General features: G+C 61.7%; 9 protein-coding genes. 2 read left to right on the top strand and 7 right to left on the bottom strand.

Annotated features, from left to right (window positions below):
- Positions 1 to 77: 77 nt before the first annotated feature.
- Complete coding sequence (gene ppc, locus IVB26_RS14045; protein ID WP_247972199.1) at positions 78 to 2,876, bottom strand: phosphoenolpyruvate carboxylase; 2,799 nt, start codon at positions 2,874 to 2,876, stop codon at positions 78 to 80.
- Between the two features lie 1,676 nt (positions 2,877 to 4,552).
- On the opposite strand from ppc, the gene IVB26_RS14040 reads away from it, so the two are divergent.
- On the top strand, positions 4,553 to 5,107 hold the full coding sequence (locus tag IVB26_RS14040) for a hypothetical protein (protein ID WP_247972198.1): 555 nt from the start codon (positions 4,553 to 4,555) through the stop codon (positions 5,105 to 5,107).
- Positions 5,108 to 5,177: 70 nt separating this feature from the next.
- Here IVB26_RS14040 and IVB26_RS14035 read toward each other — a convergent pair whose 3' ends face one another.
- Complete coding sequence (locus tag IVB26_RS14035; protein ID WP_247972197.1) at positions 5,178 to 5,486, bottom strand: hypothetical protein; 309 nt, start codon at positions 5,484 to 5,486, stop codon at positions 5,178 to 5,180.
- 290 nt (positions 5,487 to 5,776) lie between these two features.
- Positions 5,777 to 6,751 (bottom strand): ABC transporter substrate-binding protein, encoded by a 975-nt coding sequence (locus tag IVB26_RS14030; RefSeq protein WP_247972196.1) that lies wholly within the window; start codon positions 6,749 to 6,751, stop codon positions 5,777 to 5,779.
- A gap of 477 nt (positions 6,752 to 7,228) precedes the next feature.
- Between IVB26_RS14030 and IVB26_RS14025 the strand changes: the two genes are divergently transcribed.
- Positions 7,229 to 8,146: an NADP-dependent oxidoreductase gene (locus IVB26_RS14025; RefSeq protein WP_247972195.1), complete on the top strand. Its 918-nt coding sequence runs from the start codon at positions 7,229 to 7,231 to the stop codon at positions 8,144 to 8,146.
- Positions 8,147 to 8,270: 124 nt separating this feature from the next.
- Here IVB26_RS14025 and IVB26_RS14020 read toward each other — a convergent pair whose 3' ends face one another.
- The 4 genes from IVB26_RS14020 to IVB26_RS14005 form a co-directional block, all read right to left on the bottom strand.
- Positions 8,271 to 8,675: a VOC family protein gene (locus tag IVB26_RS14020; protein WP_247972194.1), complete on the bottom strand. Its 405-nt coding sequence runs from the start codon at positions 8,673 to 8,675 to the stop codon at positions 8,271 to 8,273.
- A gap of 94 nt (positions 8,676 to 8,769) precedes the next feature.
- Complete coding sequence (locus IVB26_RS14015) at positions 8,770 to 9,174, bottom strand: YccF domain-containing protein (protein WP_246925631.1); 405 nt, start codon at positions 9,172 to 9,174, stop codon at positions 8,770 to 8,772.
- A 276-nt stretch (positions 9,175 to 9,450) separates the two neighbouring features.
- On the bottom strand, positions 9,451 to 10,995 hold the full coding sequence (locus IVB26_RS14010) for an acyl-CoA synthetase (protein WP_247972193.1): 1,545 nt from the start codon (positions 10,993 to 10,995) through the stop codon (positions 9,451 to 9,453).
- Positions 10,996 to 11,154: 159 nt separating this feature from the next.
- Complete coding sequence (locus tag IVB26_RS14005) at positions 11,155 to 11,964, bottom strand: crotonase/enoyl-CoA hydratase family protein (RefSeq protein ID WP_246925629.1); 810 nt, start codon at positions 11,962 to 11,964, stop codon at positions 11,155 to 11,157.
- Positions 11,965 to 12,057 lie beyond the last annotated feature (93 nt).

Below are 12,057 nucleotides of genomic sequence, written 5' to 3'. Positions count from 1 at the left end.
CGGCTCGTAGAGCCGAACCCGGAATCTCGAGGTTCCGGGTTCGATGCTTCGCATCGCCCCGGAACGACGGTGTGAGATTACCCCGTATTCCGCAACCCCGCCGAGATCCCGTTGATCGTCAGCTGAATCCCGCGCAGCACCTGCTCGTCCGGGTTCTGGGCGCGGTGCTCCCTCAGCAGTTCGACCTGCACGTGGTTGAGCGGATCGAGATAGGGGAAGCGGTGACGGACCGATCGCTCCAGCAGCGGATTGCCCTGCAGCAGCCGGTCCTGGCCCATGATGTCGAGCAGCGTCTCGATGCAGGAATGCCATTCGCGGCGGATGCGGCCGAAGATCTTTTCGCGCAGGGCTTCGTCCGGCACCAGCTCGGCATAGCGCGAGGCGATTGCGATCGAGCTTTTCGCCAGCACCATGTCCATGTTCGACAAGAGCATGCGGAAGAACGGCCATTCCTTGTACAGCTCTTTCAGGAACGGCATGCCCTTGTCGGGATGATCCGCGATCCACTGCTCGACCGCGCTGCCGAAACCGTACCAGCCCGGCAGCATCAGGCGGCATTGTGCCCACGAGAACACCCAGGGAATCGCACGCAGATCCTCGATCGCACGGGTCTTCTTGCGCGAGGCCGGACGGCTGCCGATGTTGAGCGTTGCGATCTCGTTGATCACGGTCGATGACCAGAAATAATCGACGAAGCCGTCAGTCTCGTAGACGAGGCCGCGATAGGCTTTGAAGGCGAGGTTCGACAATTCATCCATCGCGGTCAGATATTCGCGGCGCGGCGCGCTCTGGCGCGGATTGAGCAGGCTCGCTTCCAGCGTCGCAGCGGCGAGGATTTCCAGATTGTTGCGGCCGACCTCGGCGTTGGAATATTTCGACGAGATGATCTCGCCCTGCTCGGTGATCCGGATTTGGCCGTTCACCGCACCGCCGGGCTGGGCGATGATGGCATCATAGCTCGGACCGCCGCCGCGGCCGACCGAACCGCCGCGGCCGTGGAACAGGCGCAGCCGCACGTGGTGGCGCTCGAACACCTCGACGAGACCGATCTCGGCCTTGTAGAGCTCCCAGCCCGAGGTGACGAAGCCGCCATCCTTGTTGCTGTCGGAATAGCCGAGCATGACCTCCTGCACGCTGCCGCGGCTGTCGACGAGGCGGCGGTAATCGTGCAGCGACAGCATGCGGTCCATGATGCCGGATGATGCCTGCAGATCCTCGATGGTCTCGAACAGCGGCACGATGTTGATGGCGCTGCGGCCGGAGGGATGGACGAGGCCGACCTCCTTCAAGAGCACCGCGACCTCGAGCATGTCGGACATACCCTTGCACATCGAGATGATGCATTGGGGAATGGCGTCCGAGCCGAACTTGGCATGCGCCTCCGCGGCCGCATGGAACACGTTGAGCTCGCCCATGGTCTCGTCGCTGTACTTCACGAATGGCGAGACCAGCGCGCGCGTCGAGCGCAATTCATTGGTGAGCAGCGAGATGCGCGCGTCTTCGCCGAGCGCGAGATAGGACATGCCGGGATTGGCGGCATCCATCAGCTCGGCGATGGTGCGTTCGTGCACCGCCGAGTTCTGGCGGATGTCGAGCCGTGCGAGATGGAAACCGAAGCAATCCACCGCGCGCCGGAGCAGCCGCAGCCGGCCGCGCGCGATGACTCGCGCATTGTTGGAGATCAGCGAGCGGTGCAGCACGTCGAGATCGGCCTGCAGCTCCCTGACGCTCCCGTAAGGCGCGCCCTTGCCGACCGGCCGGCGCGTGATCTCGACCTCGAGCATTTCCGCCGTCGCGGTCAGGCGCGCATAGATGCCTGACACCGCGAGGCGATAAGGCTCGCCGCTCCGGTGCGGTGAGGTATCCGGCGAGCGCTCCGCCAGGTTACGCAGCTCCTCGGAGACGTCGGCCAGATGCGCCGCGATCGACAATTCCGAGCCGAGCACGTGCAGCTCGTTGAGATAAAACTGCATCACCCGGCTCGACTGCAGCCGCAGCGTGCCGCGCATGACGTCGGCGGTGACGAAGGGATTGCCGTCGCGGTCGCCGCCGATCCAGCTGCCCATGCGCAGGAACGAGGCGAGCTCGCCCGCCGCTTGCTCGCCGCCCTCCTCGAGCCGGTCCTCCAGCGCGTTGACCAGGCGCGGCACCTCGCGCAAAAAAGTGTAATCGTAGAACGACAGGCCGTTGGAGACCTCGTCGAGCACCGTGAGCTTAGTCCGGCGGAGCAGATTGGTCTGCCACAGCGTCAGCACCTCGCGGCGAAGCTGCTCGTCGCTGGCATCTGCCTCCTCCGCGGTCAGCGCGACGCGCTCGCGACGGTCGAGCAGGCTGGCGACCTCCATCTCGCGGTCCATGGTGCTCTTGCGGCGGACCTCGGTCGGGTGCGCCGTCAGCACCGGGCTGACGAGAGCGTCCTTGAAGAACTTCCGCAGTTCCGACGCGCTCACGCCCGCACTCTTGGCATTCGCCAGCGTGCCCGCGAGCACCCCTGCCCCGCCGCTCCTTGAGGCGCCGCGTGCGCGCATCTGGCGGATGTTGTTGTGGTCCTCAGCGATGTTGGCAAGGTGCGAGAAATAGCTGAAGGCTCGCACGATCCGCAGGGTGTCCGGGATCGACATGCCGTCCAGGATCTGCTCGAGCTCGCGGCGGGCAAGCCGGTCCTCGTCGCGGTGGAACCGGATCGAGGTTTGCCGGATGCGCTCGACCAGGTCGAACACATCGGCGCCCTCCTGGTCGCGCACGGTGTCGCCGAGGATGCGCCCGAGCAAGCGGATATCGTCCCGCAGCCGCGTCTCCGCTTCCGTTGCCTGAACGTCCTCGGGACGGTTGGGGCGCTGCTCCGCGCTATCGGATGGAATGGTCTGGAGGGACATGGCTCGCTCCTCTTCAAGAGCACCTTTGGGCCCCGGTCCGAAGGAGTGTGCGATATTTTTCTACCGCAGCGCAAGATGAAGTTGGGAGCGGTGCACACTGCCGCCTAGGTGTCCCGAACGCGCTCTCTCGCTTGTCTTTGCAAACATGCCTTCGCAGCCCCGCGGCGCGTTCCGCCCGAGCTTTGCTGTCCGTTTCGCCCTCATCAAGAAGAAAGGGCGCAGGGAAGGCCGGGCGCCGGCTGGCACCCAGGGTCCGCACGCGGAAGACGCACGCGGGGTGACCACAGGTGACGCCGGGCCATCCCGGCCTTCCCTGCGCAATGGTTTTACGGCTTATGGCGGGCTCTCCCCGGGGAGCGATGCACTATTGCCCCCGTCGCCTTGCGGATGATCGATGCGCGTGCCCGGTCGGGTCGCCACATCACCGCTGAGACTTGACGCACAGACCCCGGGCGTCAGGACCACACGCTTTTGCCGTCCGCGGACGTCACTCCCCAGGCAATCGGAAGCTCGCGCGTGCTCGCCCCCAATGCCGAAAAGAAACGCTGTAACCGCGCCGTGTCGTGCCGCGGATCGTGATGGCTCACGAGCCTCGCCCGCCCTGCCATCCCGTCACGCGCCGGCGCTGCCGCGTCCATCGCATCCCGGCCTACGTATCGTGACGATCGCGAAACGCCCCTTTGACGGGCCGGATGTCTTGCGGTTTACCCGAAACAACGAATTCGGTCAATCAGAATATTTTGTGGTGGCAGTCCTTGACCTGCATGTGGCGTGTTTTGCCCGTCGGCAGCGCGAGACATGGCGTGCGTAGTTGCGTCAACAAGCTCCAGCAACAATAATCCCATCTTAGGTCGCAGGCTTATTTATATCCGGAGAGACCTTCGAGATCATGGCTGCCACACGTTGCTGTCCTCTCTAATGCGCTCGTAAGAAGCCTGAATTCCCGACCACTGCATGCCAGCCACTACTCGCCAGCCCTACATCCTTGCAGCAACCCATCTGTATGCAATTGCGAACAGGATGCCCGCGCATCCGAACGCCAAGAAGTCCTCGAAGGAATGGAAGCTGAGAGCGATCCCGAAAAGAACGTAGAGCCCGATAAGCAGTGGGTTGAGCTCATCCAAGAAAGCGGTGTCTTGTCTCTTTTCGTTCATGTCAGAATTACCTATTGAGGATACTCCTGAATTCAAGCCAGGACGTCGGGGGCAGCACCCGTTCTCCAAAGGGCGGGCAGAGTGGCAACGAGGGCTTGGTGACCTTCGAGACCATCGCTGGCTTAACTTTGCTTGATATAGGTTGGCGTAAGGTATGCGTGATACGCTCTGATGGCGCAAGTAAGAGCGCTACTTGCTTGGGAAGACGTGAAAAGACTACTAAAGCCGATATGTCTCCTTACCTGTCCTGGCGGACTAGGTACGGGGCACTGCAACTGCGTGATGCATTAGCAAGATATGGATTCGGATGGCCCTCGGCTTCTGCCTTGTCGGCCGTGATGCTTGGTGCGATAGCTGAAGCAAACGCTTGAAATCACTCAGCGCCGGGATGATGCCTTGTATTTGAAACATTGGCTCAGCCACGTTGGTGCACAGCGCTCGCTTCCGAGGTTCTGTCGCAAGGTCACGAACCGGTGCCGCTCCGCGGCATCTGCAGGTAGCTAAGCCTGTGAGGATTTCTTCGTGAAAGACGTGACTTTAGGGCTCAAGGCTGATCTAGCGAAAGGTCCTGTGTCGATTCGATCGCAGGGCTTCTTTGCATTTGCCTTCAGATTTGTTGTTCTTCTCGGTCTCACGTGTGTCCTCGGCTTCGCCGCTGCTTCAAACTCACATAGCATCGGCCTGCGCGCTATTTACATGTTTAGCGCTGCTGCAGGCGTGTTCGTGCTCCTCCTAACCTCGCTCGCAGCTCGCTCTTACGCAAAAGGGCTTCCAGAGCTAACGCTGACCTCCGAGGGCTTTATCTATCATCCGGTCTCGCCAACGCTGGTACGGTGGACAGACGTGATATCTTGCTTTGTGACAGATGTAGGATCAGCGTCGTCCGCGAAGACTTTAGTGGTCATCCTGAAGCCCGGCACGATTGAGCATCTCGAAATGTCTCGTCTTATGCGTTTGATGTATCTTCGCCAAAGCAGGTTTATGATTGGCGACGTTGACGCGCCGATCCATGAGTTAGCTGAGGTGTTCGAACGCCAGCGTAAAATTGTGCAGCAGGCCGCAAACACGAAAGTATAAAATGCATTTGTCGGCTCGCCTCCTGAAAGCCGACTTCGCAGCCCTCCGAGCGAAGGTCCGCCAAGAGGCGTCAGGCGATCATGAAGATGCCGAGTACCACGCTCACAAAGAAACCGAGTAACATGCCCGCCAAGCTCAGGAACTGATAGCCGATAATCGTATTTGCCTCTGTCTCGCTATAGCCTCCCACCCGTCGCCACATCGCGACCTGCCTGTCTCCAAAGTTTCCAACGGACATCATAAATCGAGCCGTTGAATTGGAATCCCATCGTCCAACCCTCGCTCTTGCCAACTTGATGTTCACCCAAAGAGAAATAATCGCGAAGATCACCGTCAAAAGGAACATGGGAAAGACGACGAAATCACCTCGCACTTTCATCCTCCTTCCTTACTTCCTGAGCTGAATGATAGATTATCCGCGGCACGCAGGAACTTTCGTTGCGGCTCAAAAGCGGTTGATTGACCGGAGGCAACGCAATGTTCGCTCGGGTCACCAAGCGGCAGGCGACGTGAGCACGGCAGAGCTTCGGTCTGCCACTCACTTTGGCATCAGAGCGTATCACTCATACCTTACGCCAGCCTGTATTGAGGAAAGTTAAGCCGGCAACGTACGTTCTAGCCTTGAATGCAGTCCCTTCAACGGGACAGCATCGGGCCAGGAGTCCGCGTCTACTCAATGATTCGATCAGCCCGCGCCAAGACGCTGTCCGGAATTGTAATGCCAAGCGCCGCGGCCGTCTTCAGATTGACGCCAAGCTCAAAAACCACCGGCTGTTCGACTGGGTAATCGGCCGGGTTGGCTCCTTTGATGATCCGGTCGACGTACTGCGCCACCTTCACATAGATCGCCTCGATCTTTGGATGATAACTCGCCAGCGCGCCCAGAGCCAGGAATGGGCTCGATTGGTAGACTGCCGGCAGTTTTGACTTCGCAGCCAAGCCGGAAATGGTTGGTCGCGTGACATCCCCGAGCACAAAGACGGCATCGCAGCTTTCCTGCTTCATCCTCTCAAAAGCCGCCTCAAGATCCTCGAGCGTCGGAGCAACCACCTGAACCGCCGATAATCCTAGAGTATTTGCGGCTGTTTTGGCCAATTGGTACTGTTCAGGATGCGTTGGATTGTTGGAGGTCAATACGGCAATGCGCTTCGCCGACGGGACGATTGTATGGAGGAGTTCGACGGCCTTGCCGACGGAATCGCCCACCATGTTGGCCATGCCGGTAATATTGGCGCCCGGATGGGAGAAGCTCTTGATGAAGCCCGATCCAATGGGGTCCGTCGCTGGGGCCATGATGATCGGGATGGTCGACGTTGCGCGTTGAGCTGCGGCAATGGCCGGAGTCGTGACGGCAACGATGACGTCGGGATTTAGACCAATCAACTCGGTCAAGAACGCAGGCAGACGTTCAAGCTTTCCCTCGGCGCTCCGGTCGTCGATGATGAGAGTCTGACCTTCGACATAGCCAAGACGCTTCATCTCCGCGCGAAAAACATCAAAGACCGCATGATCAGCCGGGTTCGCGAGAGAGCCCGGATAGAGATATGCGACACGCCAAACTTTTTTCCTGGTCTGGCCCGTTGCCAGAGCGGGCCAAACCAAAACTGTACTGCCCAACATTCGAATGAAGTTGCGCCGCAGCATACCTGCTCCCGAAGTTGACGAAAAATCACGCAAGCTCCTCAATCTTTGTCGCAAGAGGTGGCCTTGTACAGGGGGTGTCTTGGCGGGGTTCGGACGATGGGGCGGTGGCATCTGCACTTCCAAGGTCACCATTTAAGCCCTTGCGAAACCCATCATGTTTCGTCAGCGGCAGGCGAATTGATGGGTTTCGCTGGCGCCCTACCCATCCTACGAGCTCAATCTGTTCGCCGTCTCAATGCGCTTGGTACAGCCAGAATTTGCAATCTTGGTACTGGTTTCATGACCAGGCGCAACGCATCTACCTGCGAGTACCACGACCGAAGCGATCCCGATCGGCATTCTCAGTGGGAGCCCCGGTCAATGCAGACAGCGCAGATTGCAGACACTTCCACACCATCAGGCATTTTGTGGATAGCCGGTGCGTTCACGCTGCTCGCAACAGTTGCACCAGGAGACAATGACCGAGGAGATAAGCCCATGAAGGCGATCGTTGTAACGGAACAGGCCGCGGGAACGGCGGGGATGAAACTGGTGGACCGGCCCGAGCCGCAAGCATCGATAAACGACGTCGTTGTTCGGGTTCATGCGTCGGGGTTTGTTCCGACCGAGCTGACGTGGCCCTCGACCTGGACCGATCGCCTCGAGCGTGACCGAACACCGTCGATCCCTGGGCACGAGTTGGCTGGAGTGGTCACCGCTCTCGGATATGGCACTACGGGGTTGTCGGTAGGACAGCGGGTGTTTGGCCTCGCGGACTGGTATCGCGACGGCACGCTCGCCGAGTATGTGGCGATCGAGGCACGCAACCTGGCGCCACTCCCGGGTGACGTCGACTTCACGGTGGGCGCAAGCCTGCCGGTCTCGGGCCTAACCGCGTGGCAAGGGCTGTTCCAGCACGGTCGTCTTCAGGCGGGGCAGAGCGTCCTCGCACACGGCGCGGCCGGCGCAGTCGGTTCCATGGTGACGCAACTCGCGCGAGAGGCCGGCGCCCACGTCATCGGCTCCGGACGCGCCGCCGACCGTCAGACAGTGCTGGGCTTCGGCGCGAATGAGTTCATCGACCTCGACAACGACGCCCTGGAAGACATCGGCAAAGTCGACCTGGTGTTCGATGTCATCGGCGGCGACGTTCAGAAGCGGTCCGCAGAACTGGTTCGGGCCGGAGGAACACTGGTCACCATCGTCGGGCCCGCAGAGGCGCGCCCCTCCGACGGCCTGGCGATTGACTTTGTCGTCGAGGCCGATCGTGCCCAACTGCGTGAGATCGTCCAGCGGGTGCGGGACGGACGACTGCGGACGAACATCGGCAACGTCTCGATCTTCGACGATGCGGTCGCCGCCTTAAACCCGACCGGGCGACGCAAGGGGAATACGATCATTCGCGTTCGTCCCTGAGGGAGCATGCCCGTTGATGCACGCAGCGCGTAGGATAGGTCGAGCCCTTGCGAAACCCATCCTGTTTCGTCAGTGGCGGAGAAGTTGATGGGTTTCGCTGGCGCTCCACCCATCCTACGAGCTGTCAGGCTCGAACAGGCTGCCCGATTCCAAGAAGGTTGCCTTCGCTGTCGCGGAACCATGCGCCTCTCTCACCGACGCCCTTGCTTGTGTAATTCCCGGCTATCTCGGCGATCCCGTTCACGGTCTTCAGCCCGGGCAGGTCGTATTCCTCGAACTTGACTCCGCGCGCGCGAAGCTCCTGCACCGTTGCCTCGATGTCCTCGACTTCCCAGCCCATCTGCGTGTGCGTGCCGGATTGCGTGCCGGCCGAGATGAATATTGCAAACTCGCCGCTTGCACAGACGTAGCGCAGTCCGCCGTCGCGCTGTTCGACCGGGTCGAGCCCGAGTTTCTCGGAATAGAACGCCCGCGCCCGGTCCAGATCCTTGGCTGGAAGACGGGTGGCTACCTTCGCTTTCCCTAGCATCCTTCGCTCCTTTTGAAGTCGATAGGAGTTGAGGGCATCGTGTCCTTCAGCCAACCTCGGGCCAAAAGCGGCGCTCGCGCGGTCCGCCCGCACTTCAAGCCGGCACGATCACCTTGCCGATCGGCCAGAGCGCGATGCCGGCGAGCTTCAAATGCGCCCAGGCGAAGGGAAGGCCGATGATCGTGACCGCGAGGACTAGTGCCGTCACGAGATGGCCGAGCGCCAGCCACCAGCCGGCGAGCACGAACCAGATGATGTTGCCGATCAGCCCGAGCGGGCCGGTGCCGATATCGCTCATGCCGGTGACATCGTAGCGGCTGACCGCTCGCGAGCCGAACGGCAGCAGCGTGTAGACGGCGATGTTGAACGCCGCCCGCGCCCAGGGCAGGCCGATGATGGTGACGGCCATGATGATCGCAGCGATCAGCCAGCCGAACGCCATCCAGGCGCCGCCGATCAGGATCCAGAGGATGTTGAGAATGATGGAAACGGGAGCCATGGGATGATCCGCGAGGTCAATGGTTCCGCTTATATAGGGTCGAAATCTGTCGCTGCTAAGACGGCGGCGATGCCCCGTAGCCCGGATGAGCGAAGCGACATCCGGTCTCAACCGCTGGCACCGTCCCGGATTGCGCTGCGCTCCATCCGGGCTACAGACTCGTAGGGTGGGCAAAGGCGCGTTTGCGCCGTGCCCACGATCTGTCTCCGTAAGCGACATCTGGTGGGCACGCTTCCGCTTTGCCCACCCTTACGGCATCACCTCAGAGGCATCACCTCAGATCTTCCGTCCCGCCTGCTCCCAATAGGGATCGCGCAGGCGGCGCTTGAAGATCTTTCCCGAGTCTTCGCGCGGCAGGCCGGTGCGGATCTCGATGTGCTTGGGCACTTTGTAATCGGCCAGATGCGCCTTGAGCGCGGCGCGGACGTCTCCGGCCTCGAGCGTGATGCCCGCCTGCAGCTCCACCACCGCCATCAGCGCCTCGCCGAACTCGGCGTCGGGAATGCCGAACACGGCGCAATCCTGCACACCGGGCACGGCGTGCAGCACCGATTCGATCTCCGCCGGATAGATGTTGACGCCGCCCGAGATCACCATGTCGCGCTTGCGGTCGCAGATGAAGACGTAGCCGTCCTCGTCGATGTAGCCGACGTCGCCGGAGGTGATGAAGCCGTCGCGGTCGATCTCGGCGCGCTTCTCCGGCTTGTTGTGGTAGGTGAAATCGGCGAGCTCCGCCATGCGGGAATAGATCTCGCCGATCTCGCCGACGCCAAGCACGCGGCCGTCCTCGCCGAGGAAGCGCAGCTCGGCGCCGGGCGAGATCTTGCCGACGGTGCCGGGCTTCTTCAACGCATCCTCTGACGTCGCAAAGGTGACGGCGCTGGATTCGGTCGAGCCGTAGAATTCATAGATCACCGGTCCCCACCATTCGATCATGGCGCGCTTGACGTCCGCGGGACACGGCGCCGCGGCATGGATGACGTGGCGCAGCGAGGAGACGTCGTATTTCCTGCGCACCTCCTCCGGCAGCTTCATCAGGCGGATGAACATGGTCGGCACCATGAAGATGGTGTCGATCCTGTAACGTTCGATCAGCTCCAGGAATTCCTGCGGCTCGAACCGCGGCATCAGCACCAGCGCGCCGCCGAGCTTGCCGGCGCGGATGCCGAACGAATTCGGCGCGGAATGATAGAGCGGTCCCGGCAGGATCGCGCGGGCGCCGGGCTTCAGCCCATAGATCATCGCGCGCATGCGCTCGCCGGCCGCCTGCTGATCCGGCGTCGGCGCGTGGCGGCGGACACCCTTGGGATGGCCCGTGGTCCCCGAGGTGTAGATCATGTTCATCGGCTGCGGCACGACCGGGCCGTCATAGGGCTGATGCTGTGCGAGCCAGTATTCGAAATCGATCGCGAAGCTAGGCGTCTTTAGATGATCCGGATCGATCCTGTAGTTGGACAGGATCTCCGGCGGCGTCGGCACGCTCAGCACGGTGACGCCCTTCGGAATGGCGTCGCGCAGGGCGTGCAGCATGTCCGCATGCCCGATCAGCACCGAAGTGCCGGTGTCGTTCAGGATGTAGTCGATCTCTTCGGGCTTGAAGTGCCAGTTGATCGGCACGCCATAGGCCCCGAGCCGCATCGCGGCATAGGCGGCTTCCAGAAAAGCGATGTCGTTGCGCATCAGCATGCAGACGCAATCGCCTGGACGGACGCCGATCTTGGCGAGGCCGGCGGCGATGCGGTCGGCGCGGGCTGCGATTTCAGTGTGGGTGCGTCGGCGCTCGCCGGAGACGATGCCGAGGAAGTCGGACGTTTCGCTCATTTTTGTTTTCCGATCTTTCGTCGGGTTCGAGAATGCGGCCAAGCCTACGGTCGTCATTCCGGGATGCACCGAAGGCGCAGGCCCGGAATCCATACTCCCGATCGTAGTTATGGATTCCGGGCTCGATGCTTCGCATCGCCCCGGAATGACGGGGAGTTGCTAGTCTGCATACTTCGCCGCGCGCTTCTCCAGATTTGAGCGCACCGCTTCGGTCTGGTTCGCGCTGCCGATCAGCTTCTGCTGCTCGACCGACTCGGCGAGCAGTGCAGGACCCGGGTCCACCGAGAGATTGTTCAGCAGGCGCTTCGCCGCGCGGATCGCATCCGGGCTCTTGCCGGCGATCTCGCGCGCGACTTCGAGGGCGCTGGCGCGCGGGTCGTCGCAGATGCGCGTGGCGAGGCCGTACGTCATCGCCTCCTGCGCGGAGAAGATGCGGCCGGTGTAGGTGAGATCGCGCAAAATATCGTCGCGCACGAGCGAGGCCAGGATTGGCGTGCCAGCCATGTCAGGGATGAGGCCCCATTTGATCTCCATCACCGACATCCGCGCGTCCGCTGAGAGGAACCGCATGTCGGCGCCGAGCGAGAGCTGGAAGCCGCCGCCGAAGGCGACGCCGTGCACGGCCGCGATGACAGGCACCGGCAGCTGGCGCCAGCCCCACACCGCCTGTTGCGCGAAGTTGGCCTGGCCATGCGTCCGCTTGGTGAGATCGCGATTTTCGCCACCCGGAATTCCGTTACCGCCCTTCTCCTTCATGGCGGCAAAACGCCCCATGTCGAGCCCGGCGCAGAAGGCCCGGCCTTCGCCCGACAGCACGACCACGCGCACGCCTTTTTCCTTCGAAAGGCGGTCGGTTGCGGCGACAAGGGCCTCGAACATCGCCTGATCCAGCGCGTTCATCTTGTCCGCGCGCACCAGGCGCACGTCGGCGACGCCTTCCGAGATCGAGATCGAGACGCGCTCTTCCATGGACGAATTCTCCCCTGTTCTTGTTCAGTGCCGCTTTACAGGACGCCGGTAGCCAGATTTAGTCAATCGACCAATTAACTGACAATCCCTACG

The sequence above is a fragment of the Bradyrhizobium sp. 195 genome, assembly GCF_023101665.1.
Taxonomy (GTDB): Bacteria; Pseudomonadota; Alphaproteobacteria; order Rhizobiales; family Xanthobacteraceae; genus Bradyrhizobium.
Note: the sequence above shows the minus strand (reverse complement) of the source record. Positions and strands in the feature narration are given on the sequence as shown.

Coding starts and splice junctions, on each gene's coding strand:
- ppc (WP_247972199.1), bottom strand. CDS start 2,876: ATGTCCCTCCAGACCATTCCATCCGATAGCGCGGAGCAGCGCCCCAAC.
- IVB26_RS14035 (WP_247972197.1), bottom strand. CDS start 5,486: ATGAAAGTGCGAGGTGATTTCGTCGTCTTTCCCATGTTCCTTTTGACG.
- IVB26_RS14030 (WP_247972196.1), bottom strand. CDS start 6,751: ATGCTGCGGCGCAACTTCATTCGAATGTTGGGCAGTACAGTTTTGGTT.
- IVB26_RS14025 (WP_247972195.1), top strand. CDS start 7,229: ATGAAGGCGATCGTTGTAACGGAACAGGCCGCGGGAACGGCGGGGATG.
- IVB26_RS14020 (WP_247972194.1), bottom strand. CDS start 8,675: ATGCTAGGGAAAGCGAAGGTAGCCACCCGTCTTCCAGCCAAGGATCTG.
- IVB26_RS14015 (WP_246925631.1), bottom strand. CDS start 9,174: ATGGCTCCCGTTTCCATCATTCTCAACATCCTCTGGATCCTGATCGGC.
- IVB26_RS14010 (WP_247972193.1), bottom strand. CDS start 10,995: ATGAGCGAAACGTCCGACTTCCTCGGCATCGTCTCCGGCGAGCGCCGA.
- IVB26_RS14005 (WP_246925629.1), bottom strand. CDS start 11,964: ATGGAAGAGCGCGTCTCGATCTCGATCTCGGAAGGCGTCGCCGACGTG.